The sequence below is a fragment of the Serratia quinivorans genome, from assembly GCF_052113645.1.
Taxonomy (GTDB): Bacteria; Pseudomonadota; Gammaproteobacteria; order Enterobacterales; family Enterobacteriaceae; genus Serratia; species Serratia quinivorans_B.
Window position 1 is genome coordinate 164,000 of record NZ_JBIEIU010000007.1, and the last position, 20,884, is coordinate 184,883.

Consider the following 20,884-nt stretch of genomic DNA (forward strand, 5'->3'; position numbering starts at 1 on the left):
GGGATTATTCGGCCGCGCGTTTTTTGCGCGGCTTCTTGGCGACGGTGATGGTTTTCACCTCGCTTTCCACCCAGCCATCCTGCAGACGGGTTTTCAGCAGTTCGCCAACCTGAGCCTGCTTGGTGGTTTTCAGCAGTTCGCCGCGCGGGGTTTGCGTCACGCTGTAACCGCGCGCCAGCGTCGCCAGGGGGCTAACCGCTTCTAGCTGACTGCAGGCCACGCCAAAACGCTGACGCCAGGCATTGAGCTGGCGATCCAACGCCTGCTGCAAACGGTATTCCTGTTGCTGCACGCGTTGCTGGTAACGGTGAATGCGCGCCTGTGGCTGCATCTGTGCCAGACGCTGTTGCGCCCGCTCGCTACGACGCGAGGCGAGGCGCAATTGGTTCTGCATGCCGTCTTCCAACCGGCGTTGCAGTTTGAACAACAGCGTTTGTTGGCGTGCCAGACGCAGGTGCGGATGCTGCTGCTGTAAACGGTGGTTGATGCGGGTGAACTGTTGCTGGCGCTGCGCCAGATAGTAGTCCATCGCCATTTCCATTCGCTGCTGCTGCGATTGCAACTGACGCAGCAGCTCCAACTGATTGCGGCTGACCAGTTCGGCAGCGGCCGAAGGGGTTGGCGCGCGCAGGTCGGCGACAAAATCGGCAATGGTGACGTCGGTTTCATGGCCGACGGCGCTGACGATCGGAATGCGGCTGGCGAAGATCGCCCGCGCCACGCGTTCGTCGTTAAAGCTCCACAGGTCTTCCAGCGAGCCCCCGCCACGGCCGACGATCAGCACGTCACACTCGTCACGACGGTTGGCCGTTTCGATGGCGCGTACAATCTGCAGTGGCGCTTCTGCGCCCTGCACCGACGTGGGGTAGATAACGATGGGCAGGGAAGGGTCACGCCGTTGCAGCACCTGCAGCACGTCGTGCAAGGCTGCGCCGCTGGCGGAGGTGATCACCCCGACGCGTTTGGCCGGGCTGGGCAGCGGTTGTTTGAACTGTTGGTCGAACAGGCCTTCGGCGCTCAGACGCTGTTTCAACTGGTCGAACTGTTGTTGCAGCAGGCCATCACCGGCCGGTTGCATGCTTTCGGCAATCAGTTGGTAGTCGCCGCGCGGCTCATACAGCGTAATGCTGGCGCGAACCAGCACCTGTTGGCCATTCTGCGGACGGAAAGTGGTGCGGCGGTTGCTGTTGCGGAACATCGCGCAACGCACCTGCGCGCGGTCGTCTTTCAGCGTGAAATACCAGTGGCCGGAAGACGGCTGGGAGAAGTTGGAGATCTCGGCGGAGAGCCAAATCTGGCCCATTTCCATTTCCAGCAGTTGTCGAACCGTCTGATTCAGGCGGCTTACGGTAAAAATGGAAGGCGAAACAGGTAGCGACATGTGACCCAGATCAAATTTCAAAACAAGCACTTAATTGGTCGATACTACATGGCTGAAAAAGGTAATCAAGAGTTTTTGTGAGAAAGTGCTGGAGGCAACCGATTACGCTCTGTATAATGCCGCGGCAATATTTTATCTTTTTCACAGCCCACTCTGGTGAGATATTGCCCATGCTACGCATCGCAAAAGAAGCACTGACATTCGACGACGTTCTCCTGGTTCCAGCTCACTCTACGGTTCTGCCTAATACCGCTGAGCTCGGCACCCAATTGACCAAAACCATCCACCTGAACATCCCTATGCTGTCCGCAGCCATGGATACCGTTACCGAAGCCAATCTGGCTATCGCGCTGGCGCAGGAAGGCGGTTTAGGCTTCATCCACAAAAACATGTCCATCGAGCGTCAGGCTGAAGAAGTCCGCCGCGTGAAAAAACATGAAAGCGGCGTGGTCACTGACCCACAGGCCGTAACACCGACCACCACCCTGAAAGAAGTGAAAGAACTGACCGCGCGTAACGGCTTTGCCGGCTACCCGGTAGTGACCGAAGAAAATGAACTGGTCGGTATCATCACCGGCCGTGACGTCCGCTTCGTCACCGATTTGAACCAGCCGGTTACCGCCGTGATGACGCCGAAAGAGCGCCTGGTCACGGTGAAAGAAGGTGAAGCGCGTGAAGTCGTGCTGCAGAAAATGCACGAAAAACGCGTTGAGAAAGCGCTGGTGGTGGACGACAACTTCCATCTGCTGGGCATGATCACCGTAAAAGACTTCCAGAAAGCGGAACGCAAGCCTAACGCCTGTAAAGACGAACATGGCCGTCTGCGTGTCGGTGCTGCGGTTGGCGCAGGCGCAGGTAACGAAGAGCGCGTTGATGCGCTGGTCGCTGCCGGCGTTGACGTCCTGCTGATTGACTCCTCTCACGGCCATTCCGAAGGTGTATTGCAGCGCATTCGCGAAACTCGCGCCAAATATCCTGACCTGCAGATCGTGGGCGGCAACGTTGCTACCGCAGCCGGTGCCAAAGCGTTGGCTGATGCCGGCGTTAGCGCGGTCAAAGTGGGTATCGGTCCTGGCTCCATCTGTACCACCCGTATCGTGACCGGCGTGGGCGTACCGCAGATCACGGCTATCGCTGACGCGGTTGAAGCGCTGGAAGGTACCGGCATCCCGGTTATCGCCGACGGCGGCATCCGTTTCTCCGGTGATATCGCCAAAGCCATCGCGGCCGGCGCATCCTGCGTGATGGTCGGCTCCATGCTGGCGGGTACTGAAGAATCACCGGGCGAAATCGAGCTGTATCAGGGCCGTTCGTTCAAATCTTATCGTGGTATGGGCTCACTGGGCGCGATGTCCAAAGGCTCTTCCGACCGTTACTTCCAGACCGATAACGCCGCCGACAAACTGGTGCCGGAAGGTATCGAAGGCCGCGTGGCTTACAAAGGCATGCTGAAAGCGATCGTGCACCAGCAAATGGGCGGCCTGCGTTCTTGCATGGGCCTGACCGGTTGCGCCACCATCGACGATCTGCGTACCAAGGCTGAATTTGTACGCATCAGCGGCGCCGGTATTCAGGAAAGCCACGTGCACGACGTGACCATCACCAAAGAGTCACCGAACTACCGCATGGGTTAATGCTTTATCCTCTCCTGTGGGAGAGGCCGGGGTGGGGCTGACGCCTCACCCCGAAAACACTATTTTTCGCTCTTTTTCTCTGTTGCTGGAATTCGCCTCACATGACAAAAAATATCCATAAGCATCGCATCCTGATCCTGGACTTTGGTTCGCAATACACTCAACTGGTAGCACGCCGCGTGCGCGAAATCGGCGTTTACTGCGAGCTGTGGGCCTGGGACGTTAGCGAAGAGCAAATCCGCGAATTCAATCCAAGCGGCATCATCCTGTCCGGCGGCCCGGAAAGCACTACCGAAACCAACAGCCCACGCGCGCCAGAATACGTGTTCACCGCCGGTGTCCCTGTGCTGGGCGTCTGCTACGGCATGCAGACCATGGCAATGCAGTTGGGTGGCCATGTGCAAGGCTCCAACGAGCGTGAGTTCGGTTATGCGCAGGTGGAAATCACCACCGACAGCGCACTGGTTCGTGGCATCGAAGACGCCCTGAGCCCAGCCGGCAAACCGCTGCTGGACGTGTGGATGAGCCACGGCGACAAAGTGACCGCCATCCCGTCTGACTTCGTGACCGTTGCCAGCACCGATACCTGTCCGTTTGCCATTATGGCTAACGAAGAAAAACGCTTCTACGGCGTGCAGTTCCACCCGGAAGTGACCCACACCCGTCAGGGCCAGCGCATGCTGGAGCGTTTCGTGCTGGATATCTGCCAGTGTGAAGCCCTGTGGACCCCGGCGACCATCATCGAAGATGCGGTTGAGCGTATTCGCGAGCAGGTTGGCGAAGATCACGTGATCCTCGGCCTGTCCGGCGGCGTTGACTCTTCCGTGACCGCCATGCTGCTGCACCGCGCCATCGGCAAACGCCTGACCTGCGTGTTCGTCGACAACGGCCTGCTGCGCCTGAACGAAGCCGACCAGGTGCTGGAAATGTTTGGCGACCACTTCGGTCTGAACATCGTTCACGTGGCGGCAGAAGATCGCTTCCTGAGCGCGCTGGCCGGCGTTGACGAGCCGGAGGCCAAGCGCAAGATCATTGGCCGCGTGTTCGTTGAACTGTTCGACGAAGAAGCCTGCAAGCAATCTGACGTGAAATGGCTGGCGCAAGGCACCATCTACCCGGACGTGATCGAATCCGCGGCTTCCGCCACCGGCAAAGCACACGTGATCAAATCGCACCACAACGTGGGTGGCCTGCCGAAAGAGATGAAGCTGGGCCTGGTCGAGCCGCTGAAAGAGCTGTTCAAAGACGAAGTGCGCAAAATCGGTCTGGAGCTGGGCCTGCCGTACGACATGCTTTATCGTCACCCGTTCCCGGGCCCAGGCCTGGGTGTGCGCGTGCTGGGCGAAGTGAAGAAAGAGTACTGCGACCTGCTGCGCCGTGCCGACGCTATCTTCATCGAAGAGCTGCACAAAGCCGATTTGTACAACAAGGTCAGCCAGGCATTCACCGTGTTCCTGCCGGTACGCTCGGTTGGCGTGATGGGCGATGGCCGTAAATACGACTGGGTTGTTTCACTGCGCGCAGTGGAAACCATCGACTTTATGACCGCACATTGGGCACACCTGCCGTACGATTTCCTCGGCCGCGTGTCCAACCGCATCATCAACGAAGTGAACGGCATTTCCCGTGTGGTTTATGACATCAGCGGTAAGCCACCGGCTACCATTGAGTGGGAGTGATTTCGCGTCTGGCAACAGCCTGCACATAAAAGCAGTAAAGTACCTCTAAGCCCGCGTAACTGCGGGTTTTTTTGTTTATATGTCTGGCACTTTCTGGCAGCTGTTAGCAACGGGAAGCACGGTTGATTGCGTATGCGCCCTTGTTGCCCGGGGACGACGACTATCGCTCACCACGGGAATATATACGCAGGAAGTTATCGCAACCGTAAGAGAGCAAAAACGTCTGGATATATAGGGTCAAATCCAATCAGGTAACGATCTTATAGGATATAGGTCTTTGACTTTCATAACTTCTGGGAGCTTCAATGCATCTAATAATGCTCGATCCATGTGTTTGGCTTGATATTTCCTCTAAAAAAGCTGAATTGCCAATGCTTGCTGCCATCGAACATCTGGTAGAGGATGGGAGTATCAAAATACTACTGCCCGATCTGATACGTGCCGAGTACGAACGAAATAAAGATAGGGTGATTGAGGCTACGCGCAAACGACTTTCCAGTGAATTTCGAGTAATTAAAGGGGTAGTTGAGTCTTTTGGCGGTGAAGGTAAAGATACTGCGCTCAGGACCTTAGATGATGTTAATCACAGATTGCCTATTCTTTCCGAAGTTAATCAAAATACAGTAAATCGTGTTACCAAACTTTTTGACATGGCCCACGAAGTTATAATCTCTGATGCCGCAAAAATCAGAGCGGCAGAGCGGGCTATCGCTAAGAAGGCACCGTTCCATAAGCAGAAGAATAGTGTGGCTGATGCAATGTTAGCAGAGACTTTCCAAGAGTTTCGGCTGTCGCACATAAGTGAGTACGAAACCTTTAGATTTGTCACTCACAATGTGACGGATTTTTCCGGCAAAGACCACAGGCAGCCACACGACGATTTCGCAGATATTTTTGACGGCAACAGCTCTTTATTCTTTAACGCCACAAGCTCTGCCATCGAGGATCTGCTCGATCTTGAAGAATTTCACTATGAGAATAGCTTTGCTTGGGAGGACGAAACTCGTGGGCTTCAGGAAATCATGTCTGCGATGGACGAGCTCTTCGATAAAGTTTGGTACAACCGCCATATGAACATGATGTATCACCTAGGTAATGGTGATATAGAGGTAGTCCCCGCTGGCACAAAACGCCACGGCAATGATGTGATTCACGAAGATATCCTCGACCAAGCAAAAATTGCAGCTCAACGGGCCAGGGATAAATATGAAGATACTGGGCCTTGGAGCGACTTTGAATGGGGGATGCTCAATGGGAAGCTCTCTGCCCTGCCCTGCCCTGCCCTGCGATGGGTCTTGGGTGATGAGTGGGACATGCTCGACACGTAAGTAAAGATGACATTGCTTGCTCATCGAATGAGCAAAAACTGCGCTGGCGAGCCGCTATCTTGGAGGATTATTGCGGAAAAGGCTGCATAAAGATATTGCAATGAACACCCTTCGATGTAAGGTGTAACCTTACACTTTACATCGAGGCAGCAACCGTGACTGATGACTCCGTCCCCCTTCATCCGGGTTCCTATGTTCGTAAAAATGTTCTTGATCCTCGCGGGCTCACGGTTACTGAGGTGGCGAAGTTGATCGGTGTTAGCCGCCCGAGCGTTTCGAATTTTCTCAATGGGAAGGTATCTACAACGCCCGATATGGCTGCACGTCTTGAGCGTGCTTTCGGTATTTCCGCCAAGGCCATTCTCGATATGCAGACAGCATATGACGCGCAAGCTGATAAAACGGCAGGTGCAGCTCAAAAGGCGCGCACTTACGTGCCTCCTTTTCTTAATGTCCAGGCCAACGATTTCGTAAATTGGTTCACAACGACAATTCTTGCACGCACTAAGCTCTCGGTACTCCTGAGAACGCTCATTCACTCAACAGGACGCGATCTTCAGAAAGTGGACTTCCCCGGTAACGACGATGCTGAACGTGCTGGCTGGGACGGCTTCATTGAGGCCAGTTCCGGCACACCTTGGATACCCTCTGGTGTTTCTGGGTGGGAGTTCGGTGTCACAGCGGACATTAAAGCCAAGGCAGACGGGGATTTTGCAAAAAGCGTCCGAGCGCTCAAGAGCGCTGAAAGGGCAAATATTACGTTTGTCTTTGTCACTCCAAGGCGGTGGCCGGGTAAGGTTGCCTGGGTCGCGGAAATGAAGGGCAAGAAGCTCTGGAAAGACATTCGTGCATATGACGCCAGTGATCTTGAGCAGTGGATGGAGCAATCACTCGCGGCCCAGACCTGGTTTGCGAACCAGACGGATCGTCCCTCTAATGGTGTCAGAACGCTGGAGCGTTGCTGGAGCGATTGGGCAAACGTAGCGGCCCCCGCGCTTCATCCTTCTCTTTTTGCTACTGCGAACGAGGTGTGGAACGACAGGATCAAATCCTTCCTAGCGAAAGACGATGCGAACCCCTTAGTAATAGCGGCTGACTCCGTTGAAGAGGTGCTTGCGTTTTTAAGTCAGGTCCTGGCAACCCCCGAGCTTGAACAGTATAGGGATCGGGTGTTGGTGTTTGACAAGGCAGGAGTACTGCCGAAACTCGCCCAAGGCACTACCGATTTCATTGCAGTAGCCCATACACGGGAAGTGGAACGTGAGCTTGGGCCCTACAGCTCATCGCTACGAACCATTGTTGTTTATCCCCGCAATGCTACTAGCGTGGAGCCTCATGTCGTGTTGGAGCCACTTGGGTTCGAGCCATTCACTAAAGCTCTGGAAACGATGGGCAAATCGCGCGATGACATAGCGAAACTAACTAACGCCTCCGGGCGTTCGTTGACGGTTCTTCGACGTCAACTCTCGAATATACCGGCAATCCATACACCTGCTTGGGCTGAAGACCCAAAAATCGCATCGGGGCTTGTTCCGCTCGTGCTTATCGGCGCATGGGACACCCAGAACAAGGCGGATCGAACTATCCTGTCCCATCTGGCTGAGGCTCCTTTTGAAGTACTGGAAAAGCGCATTCTTGATTTGTTGCGGCTCAACGACTCTCCAGTTTGGTCAATTGGTGGGTACCGGGGGTTGATTTCGAAAATCGACTCCCTCTTCGCAATTGCCGGTACGGTTTCCAGGGCCGACCTTGACCGCTTTCTTGACGTTGCGCGGACTGTACTGGGTGAAGATGATCCTGCCCTCGACTTGCCTGAGGAAGAGCGTTGGGCGGCGGCCATGCATGGCAAAAGACGAGAGTTCTCCGGGGCAGTGCGAGAAGGCATTTCCGAGACTTTGGTTTTGCTGGCAGTGTATGGCAAGAATCTCTTCGGGAAGCACCTTGGCTTTGATGGGGAACTTGAAGCTGCGAAAATCGTGCGTGATCTTCTTGTGCCTGTAACGACTAGAAAGTTAGAAGCTAACGGGCGTGACCTTCCACTTTATGCAGAAGCGGCTCCTGCCGAGTTCCTTGATATCATTGAGCGTGATCTGCGAGCAGAAAAGTCCGAAGTCATGGGCTTGCTGAGACCTGTCGATACGGGGCTTTTTGGTTCATGTCCGCGCACTGGACTGCTTTGGGCGCTAGAAGGACTTGCTTGGAATCCGACTACCTTTCCGCGGGTAGTAAAGATTCTGGGGCAGCTTTCTGAGGTTGAGATTAACGATAACTGGGCAAATAAGCCTATTGAATCGCTTGGTTCCATACTTCGTTCATGGATGCCGCAGACGGCTGCAAATCACGAGATGCGCCTGAAGGCGGTCAGTATGCTTTTGGATAAGCATCCGACGGTCGGGTGGAGGGTTTGTCTCCAGCAGTTCGGTGATTACGGGAGCCGCGTCGGCGGCTATAGTCATAAGCCGAAGTGGCGTCCGGACGGGTACGGGTTCGGGGAGCCCTTCAAAACATGGGGACCGATCCATGCATTCGTCAGAGAGATGGTGAAAGTCGCGCTAAGCAGGCCGTCCTATACGGTCGAGATGTTATGTGACCTTGTGTCAAGGCTACATGCACTCGCGTCGGAGGACCAGGTGCGCGTATGGGAGATCATCGAGGAGTGGCTCAACGCGGGCGCTCTTGACGAGGAGGTTGCGAAGATACGCGAGAAAATTCGTGTGACTGTCCTCTCTCGCCGGGGGCGTAAAAAGGTCAATGAGGAGGGGCAAGCGAGCCTGACGGAAAAAGCCAAGGAGGTCTATTCCAAGCTGCAGCCCAAGGACATTGTGAACAAGTATGCGTGGCTATTTCGGCAGGGATGGGTTGAGGAGTCGGTGGACGAACTCACAGGAGACGAGATGGACTTCCGAGCTCGTGAGCAACGCATAGAAAAGCTCCGCGTTGAAGCCCTGACATACATTGCGCAAGAACGAGGTATACCGGGCATTCTCGCGCTTTCTGAAAAAGGAAAGTCTCAACGCCAAATCGGCGCTCACCTAGTGTCAGGCATACTTACCGACGAGCAGATTGAAGATTTGATCTTGCAAAGCCTATGTCCGGCAGAAAAAGATTCGATTCGTGACGGTATTGTCGCCGGGGCGCTCTGGACGTTGGACGAGGGCAGGAGAAAGGCCATATATGCGAGCCTGCGGGACAAAGTTGCCGAAGAGGAAGCGCTCCATCTCTTGCTCCTTTCGCCTTACCGGGCTTCTACCTGGGAGCTTGTGGATCAACTTTCGGCTGAAGCTCGCAATCGGTACTGGGTTGAAGTGGTTCCGCAATATGTTTTTGACTCACCTGAGGAAAACAACGAGAGCGTTCGCCGCCTGCTTGAAGTCGAACGTCCTAGGGCAGCCTTCGCATCAATGCATTTCAAGCTAGAAGAAATACACCCGCCCCTCCTTGTGAAGACGCTATCTGCCATGGCGAAAAATAGTAAGGATAAAGCTGGAGAGTACCAGCTGCACGACTACGATGTGCAGCGTGCCTTCCAGCTTATCAATCGCAACGCGGACCTCACACTAGAGGAAAAAGCTGGACTGGAGTTCGCATATTTAGAGGTTTTGGCTCGCTCTTTCCGAGGGGAAGACCAGCAGCAGATTCCTAACCTTGAGCGCTACATTGAGGAACATCCTGAGCTGTTCGTGCAGGCTGCAGTGTGGGCCTATAAGCGCAAAGACCATGGCGAAGACCCCGCCGAGTATCGCGTTACCGAAGGTCGCGAGCATTTGGCACAGCGCGGGTACCGCCTCCTTGAAGCCATTGAGCGTATCCCTGGTCAAGACAAGGCAACTAAAGAGGAACAGCATGAAAAGCTCTCGGAATGGGTTGCAACGATAAGGCGGTCTTGTGCTGAACTCGACCGCGCGGAGATTGCGGATGTGTGCATTGGAAAGCTATTTTCTAACGCACCGGCTGGCGAGGATGGCGTGTGGCCGAACGAAGCCGTTCGCGATGTGATGGAGGACTTGCGGTCTGAGGATATCAGCAGCGGGGCACATACCGGGTTGTACAACGCGCGCGGTGCCCATTGGCGTGGGGAAGGTGGTGGTCAAGAGCGAGAGCTTGCAGACAAGTATCGCGCTTGGGCCGAAGCCTTGCAATTCACGCATCCTTTTGTTTCGTCATCGTTGCTGATGTCAATGGTCAATACGTATGAAAGGGAAGCCGAACAACAAGATACCGAAGCTGGGATACGACGTCGATTAAGGCATTAAATGAGAGAATGTTGCAAACATCTGCGTTTCATAGCATTTGCTATGATGTTGGGTATTTTCCAATTATTTATATCAAATAAAAATGACGTTATTACTAATAATGGAGTAGGAATCTTAACTCGAAACTCCGCGCCTGAGCTTGGATGGTGCCGACGCCCTGTAGGCATCTATAACATTTCAGACGACATTCTTGGGCTGTTTAACAGCTTAAAAATGATATTGAGGTGCCTGTTAAGCCCTTGGTGATTTAGGTTGTATCTAAATAAGTAGCGGTTGTAACGAAGCAGCACTGCTTGGTTCGAGTCTAATCCATATCTGTTTTATAGGTGGCATTGGTGACAATGATAGCAAGGACATTTAGAGACATCCCTGATGGAAAGATTAGTGATGCCGGTCAACAACCTTATTTGGTCAGTCTGGGTTGGGCGCGAGGATATACATGGGATGATTTACTACATTCAAAACGAGTACTGATAATTTCTGAAGCGGGTGCGGGGAAAACCTATGAATGCCGTGAACAGTCGAAGCGTCTTTGGGCGGCGGGAGAACCCGCATTCTTTATTGAATTGACCGCGCTCGCGACTGACGAACTTCGCAGCCTACTGGATGTCGATGAAGAAGCACGACTGGACGCTTGGATTGCCTCACAGTCTGAGGTAGCGACATTTTTCTTAGACTCAATTGACGAGCTGAAATTGACGTTAGGTTCATTCGAGCGCGCGCTCAAACGATTGAGAAAGTGTATTGGAAATCAGCTTCACCGAGTGCGGGTCGTCATCACAACACGGCCGATACCCTTTGACGAAAAGGTGGTCCGAAACGTACTACCTGTGCCACCGGTACCATCCAATGAATCTGATGAAGAGATATTTGCGAACATAGCAATGCGTGAGTCTCGGGAGCAACAAGGTAATAGAAATAAGAAACAATCACCCGATTGGCAGTCGGTAGCTTTGATGCCTTTATCGGACGAGCAAATTGTTAATTTTTGTCGGAACCAAGGCGTTAGCGATCCAGAGTTTATTTTTGAGGATTTAAGACGTCGTAATGCCTTGGAGTTCGCACGTAGACCTCAGGACCTCATTGAGTTATGCGCCGATTGGCGTGAGCACAAGCGCATCCGAACGCATCGCGAGCAGGTTGCTACGAATGTTCGCGTGAAACTGTTTCCGAGCGAGGACAGACTTGAGCCAGCGGAATTGTCCCTCGACAAAGCGATCGAAGGAGCTAGCCGACTAGCCCTTGCCGTTCAGATGACTCGTCGCCTAACCATCCGCCACAATGCTGCATCCGACGATATTGGCGGAGAGGCTGCCCTCGATCCCGCGATCATTCTGTCAGATTGGCAACCGAACGAAAGAAAAGCATTGCTGGAGCGTCCGCTATTTGGCTTCGCTTCATATGGCAGGGTGCGCTTCCATCATCGTTCAGTTGCGGAGTTTCTTGCTGCGGATCGGCTAATAGCTCTTCGAAGAAAAGGCATGCCGTTTCGAGCCCTTAAACGCCTTATCTTTGCGGAGACCAAAGGTAAAACAATCGTTCGCCCGTCCAAGCGACCTATCGCGGGTTGGCTGGCCTTGCAAGACGACGGGATATTTGAGCTCTTGCGTGACAATGAGCCTGCTGTGTTGCTGGATGAGGGCGACCCAGAGTCGCTAACTCAAACACAGCGAAATCAAGCCCTTCGCGCTTATGTTGAGTGCTACGGCACTGGAGGGTGGAGAGGCCTTCAAGTGCCTCATATTCAGGTCCATCGATTTGCATCGAACGAGTTGGCAGAAGAAATTGTCAGGATTTGGCGCAGTGGAATTGAAAATCCAGATGTGCGGGAAGTCCTCATCAGTCTTATAGAGGCGGGTCGCATAGGAGCATGTGCAGACATCATATTCGACATCACTCAAGACATTGAAGCTACTGAGACCGAGCGCATAATGGCTATTGAGGCGTTAGTAGCCCTTGCTGACGAGAGATTAGAAATAATTTCTGCCAGCATAGCAGATGCTGATGATCTATGGCCTGGCAGAGTAGTACATGGTGCCATACTAAGTCTTTTCCCAAAATACATGTCGGTTGAGCAGCTTTGTCGGACTCTTCGATGGTTAAAACAAGAGAAGCGGAACATAGGCAATTTTAATTGGCAACTTGCACGTCTGATAGCAGCAGCGTCCCTTGCTCCCCATGTTCTTGAGGAACTTCGTGATGGCCTCCTTACGTTAGTATCAGAGGGGCTTAAATGGAGAAATGAGTTCCCACATATAACGAGTGATAGGCCACATCTCAGTGGAATACTAGCAGCAACATGTGAACGTGGCCTCGATATAAACCAAGGCGACCAGTGGCTGTATGGTGGTGTAATCGCATTGAGATTACACCACGTAGACCATTACGACCAAGAGCCAATTAAGTCACTTCGTGAACGGCTGCTCAATCTGAAAGCAGTGGAAAATGAGCGTCTTTTCTGGATCGAAAACGCTTTGCTGCAGTCGCTCCATGAGATCGAAGATCCCTGGATGCGGCTCGCAGAAATCATTATTCATGATGGACCGGTTCAGTTAAGACCCGTCCGGGATCTTACATGGGTGAATGAAGCTCTTGGTGACACGAACCGAGATGTGGGTGAACGCGCAATGCTATTGGAGGCAGCAATCCGCCTGTCTCCAGATCGTCATACATCGAAAGAACACGTTGAGGGGCTTAGGCCTCTCATAGTCGATGAACCTTCATTAGTGAAAAGACTTGACGACCGGATGAAGCCATCGAAGCACGACAAAGAGCATCATCGTTGGGAAAAGACGCAGGCTGAAAGAAAGAAGCAAGAAGAGCGGCGAAAGGCCAAGAACCGCGCGAGCTGGATTCTGTTCTGGCGAGAAGTTGCCAATCAGCCTGAAAACGCTTTTTCGACGGAGCAAAGCTGGAACACTGCTTGGAACTTGTGGCGCGCCATGAGTCATTATGGTGCTGACAGTCGATCGTCAGGCTGGAACCGGCGATTCATTGAAGAGCAATTTAATCAAGAAACCGCCGATAAGCTTCGCCGGGTGCTGATGAAGATCTGGCGTGATGACCACCCAACTTTTCCCAGCGAAAGGCCTGAACGCGAGCGTAATACGTTTCTTGTACGTTGGCAACTTGGTCTGGCCGCGATCTACGCCGAAGCGGAGGCTCCCGACTGGGCAGCTAAACTCAGCAATGCCGAAGCCGAGCTAGCCGCACGGTACGCTCCGATTGAACTGAACGGTTTGCCTCAGTGGATAGAGGGTCTCGTAGACACGCATCCAAACGCTGTGGACCGGACGCTTGGAAATGAATTGTCGTGGGAGCTGAACCGACCGTCAGATGAGCGTGGACATTCGAGCCTACTTCAAGGAATTGATTATGCGCCTGAGAGGGTTGCCAGTTTATTTTTACCACGACTGGGATCTTGGCTAGATGACGGTGGGGACTTGATTAATGGCGTCGATAATACGACCGGAATGACCGAAAGGGTTCGGCAAGTCACACGGGTTATCTTGAAGCATGGCGATGCTGCGGAAATTAAGAGACTTCAAGGACAGGCACTACAAAGATTAGAACAACAATTGCCGTTTCCGCTGCGTCTTGTTTGGTTGTCGACCTTAATGCGAATAGATCCGCAGATGAGTGTCGAAAAGCTGGCGGATCAGATTGAGATAGTTGAACCATCTGAGCGATCAGACGCTGTGACATGGCTGGCCAGCCTCTTTGGTGATCGCCAAGACGGAATTGGTTTGGGTGACGAAAGATTCACGCCGCAACTGCTACTGAGGCTTCTTCGTTTGGCCTATCGCCATGTTCGAATACAAGACGATGCTCACCACGAAGAATCCTATTCACCGGACACTCGAGACAACGCGGAACAGGCCCGTAATAGCATTGTCACGGCATTACTCAACGCGAAAGGCGAGGAGGGTTTGGCTGCCAAGCTCGAGATGGCCGCAGATCCCTTGTGCGCTCATTTCAAGGATCGCATTTTGGCAATGGCAGAAGAGAGTTGGGCGCAAGAGATTGATGCTGAGGTATTTGATGAGGCTCAAGCAGTGGCGCTTGATCGAAGCGGAGAAGCGCCTGCCTCAACGAACGAAGCCATGTTTGCGATTTTGAAGGACAGACTGTCTGATCTAAACGACCTTCTTCTCCGTGATGCGTCACCGCGAGAGGCTTGGGCAGGAATATCAGACGAGAGGGTCATGCGTCGAGAAATTGCGCGTGAACTGGGCCATGCCGCGAACTCGATATACACTGTGGATCAGGAAGCTGTGACAGCTGACGAAAAGGAAACTGATATACGTTTGCGCTCTGTTATTTCTAAACATGAAGCTGTGATTGAACTAAAACTTGGTGATGGGCGTACAGCAACAGACTTGCGAGATACTATAGAAAATCAGCTTGTTAGGAAATATATGGCATCAGAATACAATAAAGCTGGAGCTTTGCTGGTGACTCTTGCAAAAGACCGCCAATGGCAACATCCAGATGGAAAGCACATGATCAAAGTAGATGAGTTACTGTTGCTGCTGAGTACAGAGGCTGACAGAGTGCAACAGGCTTTGGGAGGCGGAGCCTATATACATGTACATCTTCTTGATTTGCGTCCTAGGTTGCCCATTGAGTCCCAGGCTAAGCCTTGAATGCTAAAATAGATTCCGAGTACCAAATTTATTGCTTAAGTTGGTGATTTCTGTACGTGGTGTTTTTTATGGCCTTTTGCTTTTTTGTTTTTATGTCTAATGAAAACTGAGTGGGAGTAGGCTAAGTTATAAAATAGATGAAAAGCCGGTCAGTTTCTGACTGGCTTTTTTATGGATTTTCACTTCCCTCTCCCCAAAAAGCTGCCGAGGTATTTGGTTTCTTCGCAGTGATGTTAATTGTGATGCTGGCCTTATATTTTTTTTGGCAGTGGGCCATTGAGCGTGACCAACTTAAATATTAGGTTTATCTGATGTGTGTAATCGAGAACCAAAACAACCGCAATGTTGATAAATCGCTTTGCACGCTTCGCGAAAAGATGCCTCTGTTCCTTGTTTTATTTCTAATGTGTCAATACCGATTGAATTGTGACCCACCCTGCCAAAGTAAATCTGACCCACCCACCAATGATTATTCCTGTAGTTCAGTGACCTTAGATTTCTTTAACTGACCACTTTTAAGTTTGTCTTTCAGGCGATAACTTTGACCACTTATCTGGACGATATGTGCATGGTGAAGTAGTCGATCTAACATCGCTGCTGTCAGCGTTTCATCATCACCAAATGTGCCGAACCACTGAGTAAACGGTAGATTACTCGTGAGGATCAGACTTCCGGTCTCATAGCGCCGGGCGACAACCTGGAAGAATAAATTAGCCTCTTCCTTACCGAACGGCAGATACCCCACCTCATCAATCACCAACAACCGCGGCTTGTTAACGCAGCGCCCTAAATATCCCTTGAGATCTCCCTGTCGGTGAGCGGCGACCAGCTGCAACATCATGTCTGCTGCCGTTATAAAACGAACACTCTGACCTGACATCGCCACTTTATGTGCCAACGCACAGGCCAGATGGCTCTTCCCTACGCCCGAGGGACCCAGTAACACGATGTTCTCGTGCCGTTCTATAAATGCCAGCCCGGCGAGCTCCTGAAGCTGAGCGCGCGGCGCGCCGCTGGCGAACTTGAAGTCGAACTGCTCCAGCGTTTTAACTGCCGGCAGTCCTGATAACCGCAAAAGCGTCTGCCGGCGACGTTCGTTACGGCTGTTCGTCTCCAGTTGCAGAAGCTGTTCCAAAAAGTCGCCGAACGTCCCGGTATCATCCAGTGTTTTTTGTGCCAGCGCGGGCCACTCACTGGCAATACGTTCAAGCTTGAAGTCGGCACAGAGCTCGCTGATACGTTGATGCTGAAGGCTCATAATCCCGCCTCCAGCAGCGACTGATAGACAGACAGTGGATGTTGAAAACTCTCTCTTGGTATAACCCTTTGATTATCAGTGGTGACGGCTACCGTTCTTCCCACTCTCGGCAGGGGAAGCAGCGCAGCCAACTCCTGTTGCAGCCGGTGTTCTGGTGCGACACCGGTCGTGCCATGCTTGCGGGCATTGGCTACGGTGATCAACCACGGCCCGATGCGACTGTTGGCTGAGTCGACATCAAGCAACAGCCCGGCCTGTTTAAACGTGGTGGCAAGCGGGACGACAAAGCTATGCTTAAGATAGCGGTTAAATCGTTCAACTTTACCCTTGGTCTTTGCGCGATAAGGCCTGCACACTCGGGGAGTAAAACCGTACTTCTCGGCGAGGGCCAGTAATGGCGGGCTCCACCGGTGACGGCCTTCACCATAAACGTCACGTTCAAGAATAATGGTCTTAGCATTATCAAACAGCAGGTGCTTAGGTGTTCCACCAAAAGCCAGAAGTGCCTGTTCAATGCCGTCACACCATGCCGCCGTATCCTGGCGGGGATAAAAACGCACAAAGGTTGCCCGACTCCAGCCCAGCGTGGCGACAAATGCCAGCAGCGGGTTCCTGCCCTGCCTGAACACCGTAAAATCGACCTGCATCTGCTCACCGGGCTGCGTCTCAAAGCGCACGACGGGGTCGTTCGGCTGTTGCTTAAGCGGAAGCAAGAAAGCGGTGAGCATGCTGTATCCACCGGAATATCCGCGAAGTTGGATCTCGCTAAGCATAACTCTGGCCGGTATCCAATGGGGTCTGGCAGCCTCAACCCGCTCAAGAATATAGGGCTTAAACGGATCCAGCTTCCCGGGTCGGGGAAGGCGAGCAGAATAACGGGCTTTAGCAGGCGAGTCCTGCATACGAATATAGCGGCGTACGGTCTGCCGTGAACAAGAAAGTTGCCGGGCAATACCCCGAATAGACATGCCCTGACGTAAAAGAACTGCAATCTCCACGCGTAACTCCAATGTCAACATAGGCAGCTCCAAAGCTGCCATTTTTACCCAAGGTGGGTCTGTTTTACATTGGCATGTGGGTCATTTTTACATCGGTACTAACACTAATGCATATACAGCAATAAACATCCATTTACTCCTGAGTGCTAACGCCCGCAATACCGGGAAATTATTACGTATGATTGCATTTGTTAGGCATGGATAGCCAGCCTTTCTTGAATAGCTTGATCATCAATACCCATAAGCTCCTGTTTCGTAATTATGCGAACTAGGTCTTTTCCCTTTCGACCTTCAGTCTCTCCAGACAGTCTATTTATTAACTGATTGTACTTTTCTTCCTTGTAAGCCTCCGAATCAATAACGATGAGGAGCAGTGTATTCGGTAATCTGTTTGTCACTTGAGAATATACGCTCTTCGCATATATGTTTTTTAAATATACTTCGCGAAGCCAGCCGAAGTTGAATCCCTTTCTTATATATTTAACTTCAACTATATAGTCCTTTGTTAACAATGCCTTACCGCGAAGTAATATATCCAGTTCAACGTTAGCCACCATTTTGTTGCGACTAACGTCAAACTTATTCCCATACACATTCGATAACTTGCGGTAGACAAGTTCTTCTACTTCTGAGTATTGCGATCTAAAAGAATTAACAATGTAGGCATCCGAATTTCTAGACTCTGCAACGTGAAGACTCTCGTATTCTGATATTTGTTTCTCTTCTATTTCATCTTTGGTTGCATCGCGAAGTGATTGCTTCTTAATTTCGACATCGAGCCTTGTTTGCTCGTCAAGATGAAGCTGGTTTTTTCTCCAGTTTTTCAAGCCAATGAAAATAAATATCATTCCTACAGTAGAGCCGATAGAGGAGAACCATGGAATAAAGCTAACGATAAACGAAACTGCGGACTGCCTTTTAATTACCACAGCCTTAGCCACATCTGACAGTGCGTTTATCTCTGATTCTGGTCGGAATAGATCGAAAGGCTCCCTAAGAAACATCCAAGGAGCCAAAATAGATAGAGTTATCAATACTACACCCAGAGATACTATAAATTTATATAGATCTCCAAATTCAAACTTCATCCTCGCTCCTTGTGATGCCAAACGATTGGTAGACAAGCTGGTTAGTGGCTACCGAATCACAAAATACAAACACTTCCTGCACAACATATCATAGTAAACTAGGTGCATAGTTAACCATAACACAAAGGAGGTCAGCTAATGACAACAGTATCGAGTCAAGATGACGGAATCTTCAACTTGTGCCAAAGTCTAGCTAAAACGTTGATGAGCAGCAAAAAAATAATGCGCATGGTATAGGTAGTGGTATTGAGAAAGCTCTTGATTATAACTGACTGTTTTTTATAGGTAATATCCGCTCATTGATATTCGAGTGGGAATGATTTGGTTGCCGGCATAGGCTGGCACTGAATCCCCAAAAACACACCTAAGCCTGCTTAATTGCGGGCTTTTTTGTTTTTGTACCTGGTGTTTTCTGGCGGCTGTTAGCAACGGGGAAACAGGGTTTTTTAGTTGAAAATGTAAGTGTTGACGAAGTTTCCGAGTAATCTTTTGCCGTTTTTGCGCCAGTCCTTCGGTCATTTTCACCGAGTTGCTGCCAAGGTCGTTCAAAAGAACCGGCGCCAAACATATCTGCGCCATTCCAGCAGAAGTTGTGCCAATAACAGGCTGCAAAGCGCAACTGCTCTCCCATCCGTTTGCCCAGAATGATTTCGTCCGGGTTGTAGTGACGAAAAGCCAGCGATTTTGCTGTTTCAGGATCTACTAAACTCATCTGGTCAAGTTGATCGAAATAAGCTTGCATAATGAACCTCGTCATCCTGGAAGCGGAAAATAAAAAATCGACATCATCCTGTATTTTCCCTGCCGATTGCTCAATTATGTTATTTCACTCTGTGATTAAGAGAATACTTAAATGTGAACTATATCTCATAAAATAGGGTCTTGTATTTCACGCGTTAATAGCCATGCAGAGAGTGCGTTTTTTCTGGTGAGGTGGCGCGTGATTAAAAAATGCCAGTTTTGTAGGGGGGCAACTACTGCGGAAACACCGTGAATGCGTGACCTATATAAGACCTTTGTCACAATGGTCACGGAAATAAAAAAACATAATTAATAAGTATAAAAAAGTAATAGATCCTCTGAATGAATCTATGTCAGAAAGTATTCCGCATTCACAAAAGAGGCAGGAGACGTGATAAAAATGAGTGGAAACATAATGCAAAGCCGGCATGATGAGTATCATAAATTAACTCGTGGAGAACGCATTGGTTATGGCATGGGTGACTTTGCCCAAAACCTTGTGTTTGGTACGATAGGCGGCTTTCTTGCTCTTCACATGTTGACTGTAAATACCATCAGCACAGCAGCTGCAGGGTTTATATTTCTGTTTGTCAGAATTATCAATGTGTTTTGGGATCCCATGGTTGGAACTTTTGTTGACAAAAGGAGTTCAAAAGCCGGAAAGTATCGCCCTTGGCTTTTAAGAGCAGGCATTCCACTCGTTATTCTTTCTGCTTTACTTTTTGCGCCAATTCCCGAAGTCAGAGGTTCAGTTCCTTTTGCGTTTATCGTTTACCTTGCGCTGGATTTGGTTTATTCAGTTGTGAATATTCCTTATGGTTCTCTTAATGCTTCATTAACCAGAGATCCTGAATCCATTGATAAATTGACGAGCACGCGAATGATGCTGGCCAATAGTGCCAATCTGCTTGTCTACACCCTATTTCCAATGTTTGTACAAATGGCCGCACCCAAGGATCGAAGCCTCAAGGATACTGGTTTTTTTGGATTTGAACTCAATCTGGGGAATTATACCGATCCATCAGCCAGTTACGCTTGGTTTGGCGTTTACTCGATTTATATGATAATAGGGGCTGTTGCACTTTTACTCTGTTATAAATTAACAAAAGAACGTGTTGTAGCTACAGCGGAACAATCAGCCAATGTAAAAGCGACAGATTTATTCCTTGAACTAAAAAATAATCGTCCGCTTATCGTTCTCGGGATTTTTTTCATGTTGGCCTTTACCTTCATGTTTTTCATGAATACCGTTAATGGCTTTTTCAATCAATTTGTTGTCGGCCATTCAGAATGGATGGGGGCTGTCGGCCTTGTAGCTTCAATTCCAGGTATTTTATTTCCAATTTTTTGGCCAAGACTCAAGAAAATTTTCGGTAAAAAAGGATTCTTCCATCTATTTCTTGGCATGTTTATTGTGGGTGAGTTTTTAACTTACATTTGGTCACTCGATGGAATGCATGATGCACTCTGGCTTGCTTATATCGCAACATTCATTAAGCAATGGGGCTTAACTTCGGCCACCGGTTTCATGTGGGCACTTGTTCCTGAAGTTATTGCCTATGGTGAATTAAAATCAGGTAAGCGAAATGCCGCAATCATTAACGCTATTATGGGGCTTTTCTTCAAGATTGGTTTTACGATTGGCGGTGCCGTTCCACTTTGGCTGCTGGCCGTTTATGGCTTTAACGAAGCTGATGTGCATCAAAATGCAAGTGCTATCGCCGGAATAAACATGACAGCGATATGGATACCAATTGTTTTAGCCTTTATTTCGATGGTCGTTATTCAATTGTATCCCATCTCAGATAAAAACGTCTCGGATATCAACCGTCAGCTTGATGAGATACGTGTATAGTTAACTGCTTTAATTAAAATTAT

At 50.6% G+C, this 20,884-nt stretch carries 10 protein-coding genes and 1 pseudogene; 6 read left to right on the top strand and 5 right to left on the bottom strand.

All coding sequences use genetic code 11. The features are described from left to right. Nucleotides 1-4 precede the first annotated feature (4 nt). Complete coding sequence (gene xseA / locus ACGS9J_RS14795; protein WP_442231624.1) at nucleotides 5-1,381, bottom strand: exodeoxyribonuclease VII large subunit; 1,377 nt, start codon at nucleotides 1,379-1,381, stop codon at nucleotides 5-7. A gap of 170 nt (nucleotides 1,382-1,551) precedes the next feature. On the opposite strand from xseA, the gene guaB reads away from it, so the two are divergent. From guaB to ACGS9J_RS14820, 5 genes are all read left to right on the top strand, one after another. Further along, entirely contained in the window at nucleotides 1,552-3,015 is a 1,464-nt protein-coding gene (gene guaB, locus ACGS9J_RS14800) for an IMP dehydrogenase (RefSeq protein ID WP_442231625.1), read from the top strand. 101 nt (nucleotides 3,016-3,116) lie between these two features. Continuing rightward, the gene (guaA, locus tag ACGS9J_RS14805; RefSeq protein WP_442231626.1) at nucleotides 3,117-4,694 is read left to right on the top strand and encodes a glutamine-hydrolyzing GMP synthase; all 1,578 of its coding nucleotides are present in this window, start codon (nucleotides 3,117-3,119) and stop codon (nucleotides 4,692-4,694) included. Nucleotides 4,695-4,999: 305 nt separating this feature from the next. After that, nucleotides 5,000-6,022: a PIN domain-containing protein gene (locus tag ACGS9J_RS14810; RefSeq protein WP_442231627.1), complete on the top strand. Its 1,023-nt coding sequence runs from the start codon at nucleotides 5,000-5,002 to the stop codon at nucleotides 6,020-6,022. 155 nt (nucleotides 6,023-6,177) lie between these two features. Next, nucleotides 6,178-10,275, top strand: a complete 4,098-nt coding sequence (locus tag ACGS9J_RS14815; RefSeq protein WP_442231628.1) for a HigA family addiction module antitoxin — start codon at nucleotides 6,178-6,180, stop codon at nucleotides 10,273-10,275. Between the two features lie 335 nt (nucleotides 10,276-10,610). Continuing rightward, on the top strand, nucleotides 10,611-14,921 hold the full coding sequence (locus tag ACGS9J_RS14820; protein ID WP_442231629.1) for a hypothetical protein: 4,311 nt from the start codon (nucleotides 10,611-10,613) through the stop codon (nucleotides 14,919-14,921). Nucleotides 14,922-15,390: 469 nt separating this feature from the next. Here ACGS9J_RS14820 and istB read toward each other — a convergent pair whose 3' ends face one another. The 4 genes and pseudogenes from istB to ACGS9J_RS14840 form a co-directional block, all read right to left on the bottom strand. Continuing rightward, nucleotides 15,391-16,179 carry an IS21-like element helper ATPase IstB gene (gene istB / locus ACGS9J_RS14825; RefSeq protein WP_442231630.1) on the bottom strand — a complete coding sequence of 263 codons (789 nt, stop codon included), beginning with the start codon at nucleotides 16,177-16,179 and terminating at the stop codon, nucleotides 15,391-15,393. Beyond that, the gene (gene istA, locus ACGS9J_RS14830) at nucleotides 16,176-17,198 is read right to left on the bottom strand and encodes an IS21 family transposase (protein WP_442231631.1); all 1,023 of its coding nucleotides are present in this window, start codon (nucleotides 17,196-17,198) and stop codon (nucleotides 16,176-16,178) included. The genes istB and istA overlap by 4 nt, the downstream gene beginning before the upstream one ends. A 170-nt stretch (nucleotides 17,199-17,368) precedes the next feature. Further along, complete coding sequence (locus ACGS9J_RS14835; RefSeq protein WP_442231632.1) at nucleotides 17,369-18,265, bottom strand: hypothetical protein; 897 nt, start codon at nucleotides 18,263-18,265, stop codon at nucleotides 17,369-17,371. A 520-nt stretch (nucleotides 18,266-18,785) separates the two neighbouring features. Beyond that, nucleotides 18,786-19,007: pseudogene (locus ACGS9J_RS14840) on the bottom strand (xylose isomerase); the annotation flags it as partial. 414 nt (nucleotides 19,008-19,421) lie between these two features. On the opposite strand from ACGS9J_RS14840, the gene ACGS9J_RS14845 reads away from it, so the two are divergent. Further along, entirely contained in the window at nucleotides 19,422-20,861 is a 1,440-nt protein-coding gene (locus ACGS9J_RS14845; RefSeq protein ID WP_442231732.1) for an MFS transporter, read from the top strand. Nucleotides 20,862-20,884 lie beyond the last annotated feature (23 nt).